Raw genomic sequence first — 16,734 nt, forward strand, 5'->3', positions numbered from 1 at the left:
GCTGCGTCGTCTGGCGACAATGGAAGCGGCCCTCAACGAGGGCACGTAACTTGATGCGCCTGGGGCTTAGCGAAGCTCGCGCCTGCAAATCAGCCTTCAATGGCCGAGGCCCATGGTGGAGCTCAGGCGCATCTCATATGAATCAGGCGCTGCCGAAGAAACTATGGGGTCAGCTTGGGTTAGTTTCGGTACTGGATACGATAAACCGGCTTAGCCGCATAGCTTGAACCGCCGTATACGGATCCGTACGTACGGTGGTGTGAGAGGACGGCGGCTGTAAAGCCGCCTCCTACTCGATCAAACGATCGCAGCCTTTGGCAGCTCCTACAAAGGAATGCAATCCCATGTAGGAGCTGGCGCAGCCTGCGATCTTTTGATCTTGTCTTCAGGTGTACTTGCGCTTCTCAGGCGCAGGCGGGAAGTACTGGTACAACCAGGTCTCACTCAACGTCCGGTCATTGGTGCGAATGAACAGACGCAGCTCAACCGGAGCCACGCTGTCATTGGTCGGGTACCAATCGAAGGTAATCCGATAGCCCTTGATGTCATCCAGCACCAGCACATTGAAGTCCTTCACCTCTCCGTTCGAGCAGGTCACCACCGGCTCGATCCCCGCGCCTTCAGGCAAGCGGTCCAGACCGCCACCCGTGAAGTCCACGGCAAACCGTCGAGCCCAAACTTCCGGGTAATGCTCGCCAGGTGCCCAACCTTCGATGAAACCGCCCATGCCCGAACGAGTGGCGTTGACCCGCGCCAACGGCGTGCCGACCGGTGGCAGTGCGCTCCAGTACAGCTTGTAGCCGTAGTTCAGTGAGTCCCCGGCCGCGACCGGTTTTTTCGGGGTCCAGAACGCGACGATGTTATCCAGGGTTTCGCCGGTTGTAGGAATTTCCATCAGATCAATAGAGCCTTCGCCCCACGCGGTCGTAGGTTCTACCCACAGGCTCGGACGCTTGCTGTACCAGTCAACGGTGTCTTGATAGCTGTCGAACTCATGATCGGTCTGCACCAGGCCGAAACCTTTCGGGTCGGTGTCGGCGAAGGCATTGAATTGCAGGGTGGACGGGTTGTTCAGCGGGCGGCAGATCCACTCGCCGTTGCCACGCCACATGGCCAGGCGATCAGAGTCGTGGATTTGCGGGTGAATCGTGTCGCACATGCGCCGTTCATGGGTGCCGCAGCTGAACATGCTGGTCATCGGCGCGATGCCCAGTTGTTCGATGGCGGTGCGCGCATTGATGTGTGCGTCGATGCCCATGACGACCTGGCTGGCCTGACAGTCGATGTCGAAACGGTAGGCACCGGTGGCGCTCGGTGAATCCAGCAGGGCGTAGACCACGAAACGGGTACTGTCCTTGTCCGGAGTCTCGAACCAGAATTTGGTGAAGTCCGGGAATTCTTCACGCTTCTTGGCATAGGTATCAATCGCCAGACCGCGTGCCGACAGACCGTACTGGCCTGAGGCATCGACCGCACGGAAATAGCTGGCGCCGAGGAAGGACAGCACGTCGTGCTGGTCCAGCTCCGGGGCCTTGAACAGCTTGAACCCGGAAAACCCCAGGTCGCCCGTGAGCTGTTTGGTATCGACCGTGGTTTTTTCATAGTTGAACAGGGACGGGCGGAAATGCACCTCTCGCGCCTGACGTGTCTTGGGGTCGACGCTGTACATGCGCACCGGTTGTTTGAAACCCATGCCCACGTGGAAGAACTGCACATCCAGCTGACCGTTGAGGTCATTCCACAGCGAGTGGTTGCCGTCGTAGCGGATCGCGTTGAAGTTCTGCGGCGTCATGGTCGCCAGGGTCGGCGGCAGCACCTGCTTGGTGTCCTGATAGCGATTGCCGGCGAGCTGCTTGGCCTGGATCTTCAGCGCTTCGAAGTCGAACGCCTGAGCTTCGCCATCCGCCGCGCCGGTACCGGCCCAGGCCCACGAAGCCAGCAGGCCGGTGGCTGATAATCCGGTATAGGCAGCGATGGCCATGGATGCTTTGAGCAAATTCCTGCGGTGCATAAGTTCAACCTGTCGTGAACAATCCCGCGCCGTTCCTGGCACGTGCTGGATCAAAAATAAAGGTTCGGACATGCCTTCGGCCAAACGCAACGGACATTAAACAGATAACAAATAGCTTAAACCGTTCGGTTGTGTAGAAAAAATGATTGGTAGCACTTTGGCTTCGTGGCAATGAAACAAGAAATGTCGGTTAAGTTTTCCGACAGTACTTTCTGATTTATAGGGCATTCCTGCTTTTTTCGACTAATTACTCTAAAAACGCTTTTCAGCGCCCGGATAGTTTCTATTCTGTGGTCATGACCGGTTTCTGCCCTTCAGGCCGGCGACTAACAAGAAGGAGAGGGCGATGCGGTTTTTGAAGTTTTCTCGGGCTTATAGAAGGACATCGTCCATGACGAAAGTACAAGGCATCACCCAGTTGCTGGGAATCTTTCCTTGCCTGACCACTGTGCGCCGAAGGCGTCGGCTCAGTTCGGATGAGATGAAGTTGCTTGAGCGCTATCGGGAGCTGTCGGAAAGCGACCAGATTGCGATGCGGTATCTGGTGGATGCGATGAGGAGTGTTTCGAGGTTTTGACCGAGGATGGTTACCGTGAAAGCCATTTGGCTTTTACGGTGGCCAGGCGGGTCAGCTTGCCAGTATCGGCGTCGATGATGCCTTCGTGGATTGCTTGGCGACGAGCCGCGATATTTTTTTGCTCGATGGTTTGTTGCAGATACTTTTCTGAAAAGGCGCTATCACTTGGAATCACTTCAGTGACGCTTTGGCTGGTGATGCGCGGTTTGCTCATGGCTGCGGATTGCTCTTGCGGGAGATTGAACAGGCGTATTCAAACCAAAGGGGGCGGACTGTGAAGTCCGCCCCTTTTTCATTTTTTCACTCTACCTTCAACTGCAAGTGCCCACGATCGTGAACGGCCGTTGTGCCTGCATCAGATCAGGCATGTCCCGCCACTTGATCCACGCTTGATGCTGCCAATGCAACAGCGGCACCGAGATGCCTGCCCACTGCAATGAACTCAGGCTTGGAATGTTATCCACAGATGTCGCTTTCGACTCACGCAGCGAAGGTATGACTTCGTTGCTCAGCCATTGGCGCAGGTTTCGGTTTTCCGGGACAAAATGGTGAATCAATAGGGCGTACATCCCTGATTCGCTGACCATCAGCGATTCGACCGTTTTGCCGTTCTTGAGCAGCCAGACGTATCGACGCTGGTCCGGATCGAGTTTCAGGGTGAGGCGTTGGTCCATCGGGCGGCCCATCAAGCGACCGAGATCCTGGACGCAGAACCAGGCTTGGTTGTCCTGCATGAAGGCATGGAGGAAGCGGTTGTGGCGGGTGAAGATGGTTGGGGTGAAGTAAGGTAGAAGCGAGTTTTGAGCGTGTGCTGACATGAAGTGACTTCCGTTTTGAGTAGGAAAGTCGCCACCAACCCTTCGACAGGTTGGGTGGCGGACCGAGTGGCGTTCGAAGTCGGGACACTTCCAATCAAAACGGAAGCCGGAAGGCCCGCGCCACACGGCCCGCCATAAATCAGAACTGAAGACATAAAACTGCCTCAATCCTATGGGGGGCGCGTAAGCACCGTTTTGAAATTTCCCGGCTTCGACCCCGGGTCGCTGATTTGACAGCGACGAGGTAAAGCCTATCGTTCAGGCGCTCGCGGCGCCAAGTCTACCTTGGCGCCGCATGCTGTAGGAATCGGTGTCTATGCCGGAAGGTTCGATCTGTAGGAATTGCCTGTTTTTGCATGAGGTGCAGTCAAGCAGCATCACAGCCGTGGTTTTTCCTATAGTTTTTCCTGCATTCAGGAACGAACTGCAGGTTTGCTACATGTTGATCGAATTTTCAGTTTCCAATTATCGCTCCTTCCGTGACAAACAAACCCTGTCCATGGCTGCGACGCCGCGCTTGAGCAAAAAGCGCAACGTGTTCACACCTATCGTAAATGGAGAAAAACTGCCTGATTTATTGAAGGTGGCGGCGATTTACGGACCGAACGCATCCGGTAAGTCTTCGCTTATCCGGGCGATGGGGATCATGGGGAGTTTGCTCGCTTCGATACCTTCATCAAATGATGAGCCGCTACCGGTCTCGCCATTTCGTTTTGACCCGCAACTTCAAAACGAACCCAGTTCTTTTGAGTACAACTTCATTCAACGCGGGATCCGATATCGGTTTGTTCTGCGCATGACTGCGCAGCGGATTATCGAGGAACAATTGGTTTCCTATCCCAAAGGTAAGGAAACGCTGTTGTATTCACGTCGTTTTGTTGATGAGGGGGAGCATTATGTTTTTGGCTCAAGCCTTGAGGGCGGTAAAGAGATGCACAACGCTTGGCGGCGTCTGACGAGTCCCAAGATGTTGTTTATTTCGCAGGCGGTTGCGAACAGTAGCGAAGAGTTGACTCAGTTGCGGGCGCCGTTTAGCTGGTTTCAAACCGGTCTACTCGTTATTGAGCAGAACAACATGATGGGGTTGTCAGCAGCGTCCATCAGATTTCTTCGGATGGCATCGGATTACACACATGATTTACGAGACTTTCTAAAAGAAGTGGATATCCCGGTGTCAGCGATCCGGCTCAACACCGAAGACGCAGAGTCTGTTCAACGCACCAAAAAACTCACACTGAAAGAGTTCTTCGCAGCAGCCCAAAAAGACAAAGTGACCCTGACGCATACGAGTCTTTTAGGCCAGGCGGAGTTTGATTTTTCCGAGGAGTCAGGCGGTACGAAAAACCTGGTTGGATTCTGGCTGCCCTGGTTCATGATCAATCACGCCGATGGTAGCGGGATACTGTCTGTCGATGAGTTGGACAGCAGTCTTCATCCCTCAATAGTCGCGGACTTGATTGAGAAACACCTGGACAGTGGGTTGGAGAATCAACTGATCTTTACCACTCACGACACTCATCTAATGAACGCCAAAGCGCTTCGCCGCGATCAGTTCTGGATCACCGAAAGAGACGCTAACGGTGCAACCTGCCTTTTTTCTGTTTACGACTTTGAAGGACGGGAAGGGGAGGATGTCGAGAAACGCTACTTTGAAGGCCGTTATCGCGGGTTACCACTGATAAGGCGGGGTTGATCATGGCGCGTTCGATACGACTATTTGATCGAAAGGCACCGCGGTTCAAGCCTCAACCCAAAGTGTTGATCCTCTGTGAAGACAGCAAGTCAGGAAAACGAGGAGGCTGCATTTCATTTTCGCGCCAAAGCTCAAGTGGAAATTTCCCACTGTGGCGTCACACACCCAAGCGGCATTGTAGAAACAGCAATAGCCCGCCAGAAATGCTTCGACAAGGTGTTTTGTGCATTGGATCGCGATACACATCTGTGTTTTGAACGAGCAATAAATCTGGCGAGGCCTCATCCGAAAATCAAAGTCATCGCTTCCTACCCCTGTTTTGAGTTTTGGCTGCTTCTGCACTTCGGTTTCAATCGAAAGCCATTTCGAGCGGTTGGAAAGCACTCTCCAGGCGACTTGCTGGCCAAGAGCCTCAGAGAGAAACCCAACATGGATAAGTACGAAAAAGGCGAAGACACCAACTATTTCGCACAACTTTTAGGTGAGCCCTTCCAAAGGGCGAGAGATTTAGCACCAAAGATTATCGAGGACGCTGCTATCAGCGGCGAACCTAACCCCAGCACCGAAATCCATCTGCTGATGGACGAATTCGAAATTCTCTCCAAACCCCTACCGATCTAACACCTCAAACCCAGCCCGCATCACTGCGGGCTGGGTAATTACCCTTATCGACTAACCTTCCAAGCATCCCCCGCAGGCGCAGTCCCATGGTCATACGGCTTGGCAAGCCACATGTAAATCAACCCCAACCCAATAACAATCGCAGTGCTCAACACCATCGCGTAGTTGATGTACCACGCCGCATCCGGCGTGCGCGGCCAGGCCATGTTGATGATCGCGCCGACGCCATACACCAGCGCACCGATGTTCACTGCCCAGCCCCAGGCGCCGAGGGTGAATTTGCCACTTGGTTTCCAGCCCTTCAAACGCGCATACAACGCGGCGAGCACGATCATCTGGAACGCCAGGTAGATGCCGATGGCCGCGAAGCTGACGATGGTTGCCACGGCATCCTGCAGGAAGAAGCCCAGCACAATGATCAGCGCCGGCAGGACACCGGACACGAACAGTGCCGCAACCGGAACCTGAGTCGTAGGGGAAATCTTCTTCAGCAGTGAGCTGCCGATGACCATTTCATCCCGAGCGTAGGAATACAGCAGACGACTCGCCGCCGCTTGCAGGCTGATGACGCAAGAGATGAAGGAAATCATCACCACACCCATCACCACTTTCGAACCGACCGGGCCGAAGGCGTTGTTGAGGATGGTGGTGACCGGGTCCTTGTCGGTGCCGTTGATCACCGCTTGCATGTCCGGCACCGCGAGGATCAGCGCCAGGCAGGCGAACATCGCCGCGATGCCGCCGATGTAGATGGTCATGCGCATGGCCACCGGGATCTGTTTGCTCGGGTTCGGGGTTTCTTCGGCCACATCGCCGCAGGCCTCGAAGCCGTAGTACAGGAACATCCCCGCCAGCGAGGCGGTGAGGAACGCCGGCAGATACGAGCCATCGACGCTGATATCGAAGGTGTTGAACAACACACTGATCGATTGATGACGCTCGAAGATCAGCAGGTATAGGCCGACGATCACCGCGCCAACCAGCTCGCAGAGGAAGCCGAACATGGCAATCCGCGCCAGCACTTTGGTGCCGCTGAGGTTGACCAGGGTAGCGAACAAGGTCAGGAACAGTGCGATGACGATGTTGGTGGTGTTGCTCGGTTCAAAGCCCATCATGGCGGCCAGGTACGGACCGGCGCCCACCGCAACGGCGGCGATGGTGACGCACAGGGCGATGGAGTAGATCCAGCCGACCATCCACGCCCAGCGCTTGCCCACCAAGCGACGAGCCCACGGGTACACGCCACCGGAAATCGGGAACTGCGAGACCACTTCACCGAAGATCAGGCACACCAGCAACTGGCCGCATCCGACCAGCAAATAAGCCCAGAACATCGGTGGCCCACCCGCGGCGAGACACAGGCCGAACAGGGTATAAACCCCTACGACCGGAGAGAGATAAGTGAAGCCCAGGGCGAAGTTTTCCCACAGGCTCATGCTGCGATTGAAGTTCGAGGTGTAACCCAGCTTGCGTAGTTGCTCGGCATCGCTGTCGGCAACGGCTGCGGAGAGTTCGGGTGATGCACTCATGGTGTGTTAGCTCCGGAAAATCGGCAGATTTCGGATGTCCGAAACCGTGACAGGGCCATGACGGCGCTGCCGGGATCGGTGGTTATTGTTTTGGTTGCTTTGGTGTGGAACCTGGAGGTGCTGGGTGCCGGTTTCTTCCTTGATGTTGCGGTGAGGCCATCGCGAGCAAGCTCGCTCCCACAGGGGAATGCGATCAAATGTGGGAGCGAGCTCGCTCGCGATGCTTTTAATGCTTGAACATCACATGCCGAACGACGGTGTAGTCCTCCAGCCCGTACATGGACATGTCCTTGCCATAACCGGACAGTTTCTGACCGCCGTGCGGCATTTCGCTGACCAGCATGAAGTGCGTATTCACCCAGGTGCAGCCGTACTGCAAGCGTGCGGACAAGCGATGCGCACGACCGACGTCCGAGGTCCAGACCGACGAGGCCAGGCCGTAGTTCGAATCGTTGGCCCAGCCCAGCACCTGTGCTTCATCGGTGAATTTGGTCACCGACACCACCGGCCCGAACACTTCGCGACGGACGATTTCGTCGTCCTGTTGCGCGTCGGCCAACACCGTTGGTTCGAAGAAGAAGCCATTGCCTTCAACAGCTTTGCCGCCGGTGATCAATCGGATATGCGGCTGCGCCACAGCGCGCTCGACAAACCCGGCCACGCGGTCGCGGTGTTGAGCGGTGATCAACGGACCCAACTCGGTCGCCGGATCATCCTGCAAACCGTACTTGATGCTGCTGACCGCTTCGCCGAGCTTCTCGACGAACTTGTCGTAGATACCTTCCTGCGCGTAGATGCGGCAGGCGGCGGTGCAGTCCTGGCCGGCGTTGTAGAAACCGAAGGTGCGGATGCCTTCCACGGCAGCATCGATGTCGGCGTCGTCGAAGATGATCACCGGGGCCTTGCCGCCCAGTTCCATGTGCATGCGTTTGACGCTGTCGGCGGTGCTGGAAATGATGTTCGAGCCAGTGGCGATCGAACCGGTCAACGAGACCATGCGCACTTTCGGGTGTGTGACCAGTGGGCTGCCAACCGTAGGACCACGACCGAACACCAGGTTAAGCACGCCGGCCGGGAAAATCTCCGACGCCAGTTGCGCCAGACGCAGCGCAGTCAGCGGGGTTTGTTCCGACGGCTTGAGCACCACGGTATTACCCGCCGCGAGGGCCGGCGCGATTTTCCAGGCGACCATCATCAGCGGGTAGTTCCACGGTGCGATGGACGCGATCACGCCGACCGGGTCGCGACGGATCATCGAGGTGTGGCCGTGCAGGTATTCACCGCCCGCCGAACCGCTCATGCAACGGCTGGCGCCGGCAAAGAAACGGAACACGTCGGCAATCGCCGGGATCTCGTCGTTCAGCGCGGCGCTGTAAGGCTTGCCGCAGTTGTCCGACTCCAGTTTGGCCAGCTCTTCGCCGTGGGCTTCAATGGCGTCGGCGAGTTTGAGCAGCAGCAGCGAGCGTTCTTTCGGCGTGGTTTGCGACCAGCCTTCGAAGGCGCTGTCGGCGGCACGCACGGCGGCATCGACCTGGGCTTCACTGGCTTCGTTGATTTCCACCAACACACGACCGAGGGCCGGGTTGAACACCGGTTGGGCGGGGCCTTCGCCGTCGATCAGTTGGCCATTGATCAAGAGTTTGGTTTGCATGGCTTTGTCCTCTTCGGAACGGTTGTTTTTCCTCTATAGGAACCGGCTCTAAATGTGGGAGCGGGCTTGCTCGCGAAGGGGCCATCACATTCAAAATTGATGTTGGCTGATACACCGCTTTCGCGAGCAAGCCCGCTCCCACATTTGAACCGGTTCCTACAGGGAGTAGTCGTTGTTCGTTATTTCCCGCCACTGCCCGCAACGCTTTCGCCGCCACGGGTCAGGTAATAGGCGCCGAGGATCGGCAGCATGGTCACCATCATCACCAGCATCGCGACGACGTTGGTCACCGGCACGTCCCGTGGGCGGCTGAGCTGATTGAGCAGCCACAGCGGCAGGGTGCGTTCATGGCCGGCGGTGAAGGTGGTGACGATGATTTCGTCGAACGACAGGGCAAACGCCAACATGCCGCCGGCCAGCAACGCCGAGCCGAGGTTCGGCAGGACGATGTAGCGGAAGGTCTGCCAGCCGTCGGCGCCGAGGTCCATCGAAGCCTCGATCAAACTGTGAGAAGTGCGCCGCAAGCGGGCGATGACGTTGTTGTAGACGATCACCACACAGAAGGTCGCGTGGCCGACGATGATGGTGAACATTCCCGGCTCGATCCCCAGCGTCTTGAAGGTCGCCAGCAACGCGATACCGGTGATGATCCCCGGCAAGGCAATCGGCAGGATCAGCATCAGCGAGATGCCTTGCTTGCCGAAGAAATCCCGGCGGTACAACGCCGCCGATGCCAGTGTGCCAAGAACCAACGCAATTAACGTTGCGACGGAGGCGATTTGCAGCGACAGCTTGATCGCTTCCAGTACGTCGGGACGCGAGAACGCCACGCCGATCCACTTCAACGTGAAGCCTTTAGGCGGAAAACTGAACGCCGCGTCTTCGGTGTTGAAGGCGTACAGGAAGATGATCAGGATCGGAAAGTGCAGAAACACCAACCCGCCCCAGGCTGCGATGCGCAGGCCGAGCGAAGCTTTCTCCCCGTGGGTTTCTGGCCTTTGTTTTTTAGAGCGCATCGAAGGCCCCCAGTCGTTTCACGATAGTCAGGTAAATGGCGATCAACACAATCGGCACCAACGTGAAGGCCGCGGCCATCGGCATGTTGCCGATCGCGCCTTGCTGGGCGTACACCATGCTGCCGACGAAGTAGCCCGGCGGACCCACCAGTTGCGGCACGATGAAGTCGCCCAGGGTCAGCGAAAAGGTGAAGATCGAACCGGCCGCAATGCCTGGAATCGACAGCGGCAAAGTCACTTGCATGAAGGTCTGGCGTGGCTTGGCACCAAGGTCGGCCGAAGCTTGCAGCAACGAGGGTGGCAGGCGTTCCAGCGAGGCCTGGACCGGCAGGATCATGAACGGCAGCCAGATGTAGACGAATACCATGAACCGGCCCAGGTGTGAGGTCGACAAGGTGCTGCCGCCGACGCCCGGAATGCCCAGAATGAACTGCAAAACCGGCTCAAGACCCAGGTGCTGAACGAACCACTGCGCCACGCCGCCCTTGGCCAGCAGCAAGGTCCAGGCATACGCCTTGACGATGTAACTGGCCCACATCGGCATCATCACCGCGATGTAGAAAAACGCCTTGGTTTTGCCAGTGGTGTAGCGCGCCATGTAGTAGGCGATCGGGAACGCGACGATGGCGCTGGCGATCGAGACGACGACGGCCATGCTCAAGGTGCGCAGGATGATGTCGAAGTTCGACGGCTGGAACAGGGCAGCGAAGTTCGCCAGGGTCAGGTCGGGCGTGACCGCCATGGTGAAGTCATCGAAGGTGTAGAAGCCTTGCCACAGCAGAACCAGCAGCGAGCCGAGGTAGATCGCGCCGAACCAGAGCAGCGGCGGTACCAGCAGCAGCGACAGGTAAAAGTTCGGCCGGCGATACAGCAGGTTGGAAAACCTGCGCAGCGGCGAGCCGCCGGCCGGGGTTTGAGGGATAACCACGCTGTTCATCTCACACCCCGCCGACAACGTTGTCGTGCAGCGGGATCATCGCTTCCCGTGCCCAGCGTGCGCTGATGCGTTGGCCGGTCTGATGTTGCGCGCTGACGTCCAGCCACTGGACGTTGGCCTGGCTGATGTTCAGGGTCTGGCCGTTCTCCAGTTTCAGTTCATAGCGCGTGGCGCTGCCCTGGTACTGAATGTCATGGAGCAAACCGCTGACTTCGATTTCATGACTGGCCAGCGGACCTTCGGCGAAACGCACGTGTTCCGGGCGAATCGAAAACGGCTGTGGATTGCCGCTCAATTGTTTCGCCAGATCGCCACGAATCACGTTGGAGGTGCCAACGAATTCGGCGACAAAGGTTGTAGCCGGTTTCATGTAGAGGTTGCGCGGTGTATCGACCTGCTCGATACGGCCCTTGTTGAACACCGCCACGCGATCCGACATCGACAGCGCTTCGGTCTGGTCGTGGGTGACGAAGATGAAAGTGATGCCGAGCTGGCGTTGCAGCTTCTTCAGTTCACCCTGCATTTGCTCGCGCAGCTTCAAATCGAGGGCGCCCAACGGTTCATCTAGCAGCAGCACTCGCGGCCGATTGACCAGGGCGCGGGCCAGGGCCACACGCTGGCGCTGTCCGCCGGACAGCTGCACCGGTTTACGCTCGCCGTAGCCGCCGAGGGCGACCATGTCGAGGGCTTCTTCGGCGCGTTTCTGGCGTTCGGTTTTGCCGACGCCTTTGACTTTCAAACCGTAGGCGACGTTGTCGAGTACGTTCATGTGCGGGAACAGCGCGTAATCCTGGAACACGGTGTTCACGTCACGCTGATACGGCGGCAGCCCGGCGGCCTCGAAGCCGTGAATACGGATAGAGCCTGCACTCGGTTGTTCGAAACCGGCGATCAGGCGCAGACAGGTGGTTTTGCCCGAGCCGGAAGGGCCCAGCATGGAAAAGAACTCGCCGTCCTGGATATCGATGGAAACCCGGTCAACGGCCTTCACTTCGCCGAACTGACGGGAAACGTTGGTGAACTGGACTGCAAGCGTCATGGTGCGGTGCTCCAAAAAGGCGCGCTTTCTATCAATTGAATCGGGTGTGCCCTGAAAAGATCGCAGCCTGCGGCAGCTCCTACAGGTTTTGCATAGGGCGCCACATTTGCGGTGCAAGCGATCGGCGTAGGAGCTGCCGAAGGCTCGGGCTGCGATCAGACGATCTTTTGATCTTAAAAGGGCTTAACGGCCGCCCATGATCGCGATGTAGTCCTGGGTCCAGCGGCTGTACGGCACGAACTTGCCGCCTTCAGCTTGCGGGGTTTTCCAGAAGGCCAGGTTGTCGAATTGATCGTAACCATTGGTTTTGCAACCTTCGGCGCCGAGCAACTCGCTTTCCTTGCACCCCGCCGGAACCGCCGGCAACGAACCAAACCAGGCCGCCAGGTCACCCTGGACTTTCGGTTGCAGCGACCAGTCCATCCACTTGTAGGCGCAGTTCGGGTGCTTGGCTTCGGCGTGCAACATGGTGGTGTCGGCCCAACCCGTTGCACCTTCTTTTGGAATGACCGAGGCAACCGGCTGCTTGTCTGCCACCAGGCCGTTGACCATGTAACCCCAGGTGCTGGACGCCGCGACGCCTTCGTTTTTGACGTCACTCATCTGGACCGTTGCGTCATGCCAGTAGCGGTGGATCAAGGGCTGTTGCTTGCGAAGCAGCTCCAGCGCCGCTTTGTATTGCGCTTCGTTGAGCTGGTATGGGTCTTTGATGCCCAGTTCCGGCTGTTTCGATTTGAGATAAAGCGCCGCATCGGCGATATAGATCGGGCCGTCGTAGGCCTGGACCCGACCCTTGTTGGACTTGCCGTCCGGCAGGGTTTGCTCTTCGAACACCACGCTCCAGCTGTTCGGCGCCGTTTTGAAGATATTGGTGTTGTACATCAACACGTTCGGGCCCCATTGGTACGGGGTGCCATAGGTTTGCTTATTGACGACATACCAAGGGCCATCCTTGAGGCGAGGGTCAATGTTCTTCCAGTTCGGGATCAACGCCGTGTTGATCGGCTGCACACGCTTGCCGGCGATCAACCGCAGGGAGGCGTCTCCGGATGCAGTCACCAGGTCATAACCACCCTTGGACATCAGGCTGACCATCTCATCGGAAGTGGCGGCAGTCTTGACGTTGACCTTGCAGCCGGTTTCCTTTTCAAAGCCGGTGACCCAGTCGTAGGCCTTGTCGCTTTCGCCACGTTCGATGTAGCCAGGCCAGGCCACAATATCCAGCTGACCTTCGCCGGCGCCAACGGCTTTCAGCGGTTCGGCGGCCTGGATACTGGCACTGGCCAGCAGCGCCGTGGTGATTGCACTGAGCAGTGCGGTCTTGTGCACGAACATTGGGTTTCCCTCTTCTTTAATTATGGTCGGGGCAGTTTTGAACGTGGTGAAGCATGCCGTTAGCGGCTTGTTATAAGCGTAGTCAGAGATGCTGGCCGTGACGGGCCATGATGTGCCGCACCACGCTGTAGTCCTGAAGCGAATCGCTGGATAAGTCTTTGCCGTAGCCCGAACGCTTCAGGCCGCCGTGGGGCATTTCGCTGACCAGCATGAAATGGCTGTTGATCCAGGTGCAGCCGTACTGCAACCGCGCCGCGACCTGCATCGCCTTGTCCAGGTTCTGGGTCCAGACCGAGGAGGCGAGGCCGTATTCCGAGTCGTTGGCCCAGTCCACGGCTTGTTCGAGCTGATCGAAACGGGTCACGGTGACCACCGGCCCGAACACTTCGCGCTGGACGATCTCGTCGGTCTGTTTGCAACCGGCCAGCAAGGTTGGCTGGTAATAGAAGCCGGCACCGGAATGCACTGCCGCGCCGGTCACCCGCTCGATATGCGGCTGGCCAAGGGCGCGCTCGACGAAACTGGCCACGCGGTCGCGTTGGCGGGTGCTGATCAGCGGGCCGATCTCGTTGTCGGCGTCGCGCTTGCCGGCAAACCGCAGGCTGCTGACCGCCGCGCCGAGTTCGGCCACCAAGCGATCATGAATCCCGGCCTGTGCATAAATTCGGCAGGCCGCGGTGCAATCCTGGCCAGCGTTGTAATAGCCGTAAGTACGCACGCCTTCGACCACGGCTTGAATGTCGGCATCGTTGCAGACGATCACCGGGGCCTTGCCGCCGAGTTCGAGGTGAGTGCGTTTGAGGGTTTTTGCTGCGGCTTGCAGGATTTTTTGCCCGGTGACGATATCGCCGGTCAGCGACACCATGCGCACTTTAGGATGACTGACCAAGTGACTGCCGACGCCTTCACCACCACCGCAAATGATGTTGATCACACCACGCGGCAGGATCTCGGCCAGCGCGGGCGCCAGGGCCAGAATCGACAGCGGCGTGTGTTCGGAGGGCTTGAACACCAGCGTGTTGCCGGCGGCCAGTGCCGGGGCGATTTTCCACGCGGCCATCATGATCGGGTAGTTCCACGGCGCAATCGAGGCGACCACGCCAATCGGATCGCGGCGGACCATGCTGGTGTAGCCCGGCAGGTATTCGCCGCTGAGCTGGCCGATCTGGCAACGCACGGCACCGGCGAAGAAGCGGAACACATCGACCGTGGCGCTCAAGTCATCCTGACGGGCCAGATGCAACGGCTTGCCACAGTTCAGGGATTCGAGGCGGGCGAGGAGGTCGGCTTGTTTTTCGATGGCGTTGGCGATGTCCAGCAACAGGTTCGAGCGTTGTTGCGGCGTGGTCCGCGACCAACCGGCGAAGGCGCGGTGGGCGGCGAGGATCGCGGCTTCGACTTGTTCGGTGCTGGCTTCGGCAATGTGCGTCAGCACTTCCCCGGTGGCCGGGTTGAGGATCGGTTCGACAAACCCCTGGCCCGCGACCAATTCGCCATCGATCAACAACGCGGTGAACAACGGGGTCTGCGCGCCAGCCATTTTTCGGGTTCTCTTTTCTTGTGTGGCCATGCTGCTCCCTGTGACCGGGGCGCGGCCGTCTTATAGATGTACCAAGACTAGGCGCCGCACCCGAGGTCGACAAATACTAAATACTGAAGGTGGCGTTCGATTAAATAGATGGCTTGCGTCCGCCGTGGGGTTGCTCGCGGGCGACGGTCAGGAATGGGTCCACCAGCGCTGGGCGCGCGGTGCCACGACGCCAGGCCAGGCCGACGTCGAGGGTCTGACTAAGGTCGGCGATCGGGCGGGCTTCGATGATGTCGCCCTCCAATGACCATGGGCGATAGGTCATGTCGGGCTGGATCGACACGCCCAAACCCGCGGCCACGAGGCTTCGCACCGCTTCCGTCGAGGCCGTTCTCAAGGTGATGCGCGGTTGTAGGGAGGCCGCTGTCCACATGCGCTGGGCGTTGCGGTCCATTTCATCGACGTTCAGCTGAATCAGCGGCTCACGGGCCACGTCGGCGAGGTTGATGCTGTCGTGTTCCAGCAGCGGATGCTGGGCTGGCAGCCATAACCGATGGGGCGAGTGGGTCAGCACTTCGGTCTGCAAGGCGTGGCGGTCCTCGAGGTTGGAGAGGATCAGCACGCCAACATCGATCTCGCCGCTGACCAGCAAATGCTCGATGTACGGCCGCTCGTCCTCCATCACGCGGATCTCGACGTTGGGGTAGGCGCGCTGGAAACGGGTGAGTAGATCCGCAAGGTAGTAACCGGCCACCAGGCTGGTCACGCCGATGATCAACTGCCCGGCGACCTGATCGGTGCTCTGTTGCAGGCTGCGTTTGGCGTTGTCCACCGTCGCCAGAATCAGGTGCGCCTGACGTAGGAATTGGTGGCCCTGGTGGGTCAGCGTCATGCCCTTGGCGTGACGGTTGAACAGGCCGACGCCGATTTCCTGCTCCAGTTGCTGGATGGCCAGGGTCAAGGTGGACTGAGAAATGAACGCGGTTTGCGCGGCGGCGGAGATTGAGCCGGTCTCGGCCACGGCGATGAAGTGACGGATCTGACGCAAGGTCATCATGGAGAAAGTACCCGGTGGGCGGTTTTTATAGATTTGCTTGAGTGTATATCCATTTTTCTGAAGGGCCGTGCTCCGCTGAACGGCGCTGCGCAACATCTCGAAGCACTCTCGCCCCCGAATGCCGGGCACTTTCGATCTAGGCTGGTGGCCTTATTGATCCGGTTAACCCCTTTTTGGAGGCGGCAAATGAACACGCGTGGATTGCTCGATCAGCTACTCAAGTCCGGTCAGGACATGTTGCAGAACAAGGCCGGCGGCTCACAAAACAAGACCTCTGGCGGTGGCCTGGGCGGATTGCTCGGCGGCAGCAGCGGTTCGGGCGGCCTCGGCAGTTTGCTTTCGGGCGCAGGCGGCGGGGCGTTGGCGGCGGGTGCCATGGGTTTGCTGCTGGGCAGCAAGAAAGGGCGCAGTGTCGGCGGCAAGGTCCTGACTTATGGCGGCCTGGCTGCGTTGGGCGTGATTGCCTACAAGGCGTATGGCAACTGGCAGGCTCAGCAGGGCACCGCACCACTTTCTAATACAAGAAACGAACCACAAACCATTGATCGTTTGCCAGCAGAGCAAGTCGAGTTGCACAGCCAAGCGATTCTCAAAGCGCTAGTGGCCGCTGCTAAAGCCGATGGCCATGTCGATGAGCGCGAACGTGCGCTGATTGAAGGCGAATTCACCAAGCTCGATAACGATCAGGAGTTGCAGCACTGGTTGCACGCCGAACTCAACAAGCCGCTGGACCCTGCCGACGTTGCCCGCGCTGCCAGTACGCCGGAAATGGCCGCAGAGATGTACATCGCCAGTGTGATGTTGGTGGATGAAGAGAGCTTCATGGAGAAGTCCTACCTCGATGAGCTTGCACGTCAGTTGAAGCTTGAGCCGGGGTTGAAGGCTGAGTTGGAGAAGCAGGTGCGTCAGGCTTCTGTGTAAG

The 16,734-nt window shown here is 58.2% G+C and carries 14 protein-coding genes and 2 pseudogenes; 5 read left to right on the forward strand and 11 right to left on the reverse strand.

Annotated features, from left to right (window positions below):
* Positions 1 to 227, forward strand: a pseudogene (locus CUN63_RS32255) (group II intron reverse transcriptase/maturase); the annotation flags it as partial.
* Between the two features lie 158 nt (positions 228 to 385).
* On the opposite strand, the gene CUN63_RS18895 reads toward CUN63_RS32255, so the two are convergent.
* On the reverse strand, positions 386 to 2,011 hold the full coding sequence (locus CUN63_RS18895; RefSeq protein WP_129441510.1) for a glucan biosynthesis protein D: 1,626 nt from the start codon (positions 2,009 to 2,011) through the stop codon (positions 386 to 388).
* 391 nt (positions 2,012 to 2,402) lie between these two features.
* Here CUN63_RS18895 and CUN63_RS18900 point away from each other — a divergent pair, with 391 nt between their 5' ends.
* Positions 2,403 to 2,588, forward strand: a complete 186-nt coding sequence (locus tag CUN63_RS18900) for a hypothetical protein (protein ID WP_129441512.1) — start codon at positions 2,403 to 2,405, stop codon at positions 2,586 to 2,588.
* Between the two features lie 10 nt (positions 2,589 to 2,598).
* On the opposite strand, the gene CUN63_RS18905 is transcribed toward CUN63_RS18900, so the two are convergent.
* Together CUN63_RS18905 and CUN63_RS18910 are read right to left on the reverse strand one after the other, a co-directional pair.
* Complete coding sequence (locus CUN63_RS18905; protein ID WP_129441514.1) at positions 2,599 to 2,802, reverse strand: hypothetical protein; 204 nt, start codon at positions 2,800 to 2,802, stop codon at positions 2,599 to 2,601.
* Positions 2,803 to 2,899: 97 nt separating this feature from the next.
* Complete coding sequence (locus tag CUN63_RS18910; protein ID WP_129441515.1) at positions 2,900 to 3,406, reverse strand: Bro-N domain-containing protein; 507 nt, start codon at positions 3,404 to 3,406, stop codon at positions 2,900 to 2,902.
* A gap of 439 nt (positions 3,407 to 3,845) precedes the next feature.
* On the opposite strand from CUN63_RS18910, the gene CUN63_RS18915 reads away from it, so the two are divergent.
* The gene (locus CUN63_RS18915; RefSeq protein WP_129441517.1) at positions 3,846 to 5,099 is read left to right on the forward strand and encodes an ATP/GTP-binding protein; all 1,254 of its coding nucleotides are present in this window, start codon (positions 3,846 to 3,848) and stop codon (positions 5,097 to 5,099) included.
* Positions 5,100 to 5,101: 2 nt separating this feature from the next.
* A pseudogene (locus tag CUN63_RS18920) lies at positions 5,102 to 5,720 on the forward strand (RloB family protein).
* 44 nt (positions 5,721 to 5,764) lie between these two features.
* On the opposite strand, the gene CUN63_RS18925 reads toward CUN63_RS18920, so the two are convergent.
* From CUN63_RS18925 to CUN63_RS18965, 8 genes are all read right to left on the reverse strand, one after another.
* Positions 5,765 to 7,249 (reverse strand): APC family permease, encoded by a 1,485-nt coding sequence (locus tag CUN63_RS18925; RefSeq protein WP_129441519.1) that lies wholly within the window; start codon positions 7,247 to 7,249, stop codon positions 5,765 to 5,767.
* Between the two features lie 226 nt (positions 7,250 to 7,475).
* A complete protein-coding gene (locus tag CUN63_RS18930; protein WP_129441521.1) occupies positions 7,476 to 8,900 on the reverse strand; it encodes a gamma-aminobutyraldehyde dehydrogenase in 1,425 nt (474 codons plus the stop codon).
* A gap of 179 nt (positions 8,901 to 9,079) precedes the next feature.
* Positions 9,080 to 9,916, reverse strand: coding sequence for an ABC transporter permease (locus CUN63_RS18940; protein ID WP_129441525.1), 837 nt, complete (start codon positions 9,914 to 9,916; stop codon positions 9,080 to 9,082).
* Positions 9,906 to 10,853 (reverse strand): ABC transporter permease, encoded by a 948-nt coding sequence (locus CUN63_RS18945; protein ID WP_129441527.1) that lies wholly within the window; start codon positions 10,851 to 10,853, stop codon positions 9,906 to 9,908. The genes CUN63_RS18940 and CUN63_RS18945 overlap by 11 nt, the downstream gene beginning before the upstream one ends.
* Before the next feature lies 1 nt (position 10,854).
* Entirely contained in the window at positions 10,855 to 11,892 is a 1,038-nt protein-coding gene (locus CUN63_RS18950; protein ID WP_129441529.1) for an ABC transporter ATP-binding protein, read from the reverse strand.
* A 183-nt stretch (positions 11,893 to 12,075) separates the two neighbouring features.
* A complete protein-coding gene (gene ydcS / locus CUN63_RS18955) occupies positions 12,076 to 13,227 on the reverse strand; it encodes a putative ABC transporter substrate-binding protein YdcS (protein ID WP_129441531.1) in 1,152 nt (383 codons plus the stop codon).
* An 82-nt stretch (positions 13,228 to 13,309) separates the two neighbouring features.
* On the reverse strand, positions 13,310 to 14,797 hold the full coding sequence (locus CUN63_RS18960; RefSeq protein ID WP_129441532.1) for a gamma-aminobutyraldehyde dehydrogenase: 1,488 nt from the start codon (positions 14,795 to 14,797) through the stop codon (positions 13,310 to 13,312).
* Between the two features lie 100 nt (positions 14,798 to 14,897).
* Positions 14,898 to 15,812 (reverse strand): LysR family transcriptional regulator, encoded by a 915-nt coding sequence (locus CUN63_RS18965; protein WP_008151654.1) that lies wholly within the window; start codon positions 15,810 to 15,812, stop codon positions 14,898 to 14,900.
* Between the two features lie 186 nt (positions 15,813 to 15,998).
* On the opposite strand from CUN63_RS18965, the gene CUN63_RS18970 reads away from it, so the two are divergent.
* Entirely contained in the window at positions 15,999 to 16,733 is a 735-nt protein-coding gene (locus tag CUN63_RS18970; RefSeq protein WP_129441534.1) for a tellurite resistance TerB family protein, read from the forward strand.
* Position 16,734: the final 1 nt, after the last annotated feature.

The sequence above is a fragment of the Pseudomonas sp. ACM7 genome (genome assembly GCF_004136015.1).
Lineage (GTDB): Bacteria > Pseudomonadota > Gammaproteobacteria > Pseudomonadales > Pseudomonadaceae > Aquipseudomonas > Aquipseudomonas frigoris.

Bases quoted from the DNA above. Each gene is read 5' to 3' on its own strand.
- CUN63_RS18940 (WP_129441525.1), bottom strand. From the start codon at position 9,916: ATGCGCTCTAAAAAACAAAGGCCAGAAACCCACGGGGAGAAAGCTTCG.
- CUN63_RS18905 (WP_129441514.1), bottom strand. From the start codon at position 2,802: ATGAGCAAACCGCGCATCACCAGCCAAAGCGTCACTGAAGTGATTCCA.
- CUN63_RS18895 (WP_129441510.1), bottom strand. From the start codon at position 2,011: ATGCACCGCAGGAATTTGCTCAAAGCATCCATGGCCATCGCTGCCTAT.
- CUN63_RS18925 (WP_129441519.1), bottom strand. From the start codon at position 7,249: ATGAGTGCATCACCCGAACTCTCCGCAGCCGTTGCCGACAGCGATGCC.
- CUN63_RS18910 (WP_129441515.1), bottom strand. From the start codon at position 3,406: ATGTCAGCACACGCTCAAAACTCGCTTCTACCTTACTTCACCCCAACC.
- CUN63_RS18915 (WP_129441517.1), top strand. From the start codon at position 3,846: ATGTTGATCGAATTTTCAGTTTCCAATTATCGCTCCTTCCGTGACAAA.
- ydcS (WP_129441531.1), bottom strand. From the start codon at position 13,227: ATGTTCGTGCACAAGACCGCACTGCTCAGTGCAATCACCACGGCGCTG.
- CUN63_RS18970 (WP_129441534.1), top strand. From the start codon at position 15,999: ATGAACACGCGTGGATTGCTCGATCAGCTACTCAAGTCCGGTCAGGAC.
- CUN63_RS18960 (WP_129441532.1), bottom strand. From the start codon at position 14,797: ATGGCCACACAAGAAAAGAGAACCCGAAAAATGGCTGGCGCGCAGACC.
- CUN63_RS18965 (WP_008151654.1), bottom strand. From the start codon at position 15,812: ATGATGACCTTGCGTCAGATCCGTCACTTCATCGCCGTGGCCGAGACC.
- CUN63_RS18945 (WP_129441527.1), bottom strand. From the start codon at position 10,853: ATGAACAGCGTGGTTATCCCTCAAACCCCGGCCGGCGGCTCGCCGCTG.
- CUN63_RS18930 (WP_129441521.1), bottom strand. From the start codon at position 8,900: ATGCAAACCAAACTCTTGATCAATGGCCAACTGATCGACGGCGAAGGC.
- CUN63_RS18950 (WP_129441529.1), bottom strand. From the start codon at position 11,892: ATGACGCTTGCAGTCCAGTTCACCAACGTTTCCCGTCAGTTCGGCGAA.
- CUN63_RS18900 (WP_129441512.1), top strand. From the start codon at position 2,403: ATGACGAAAGTACAAGGCATCACCCAGTTGCTGGGAATCTTTCCTTGC.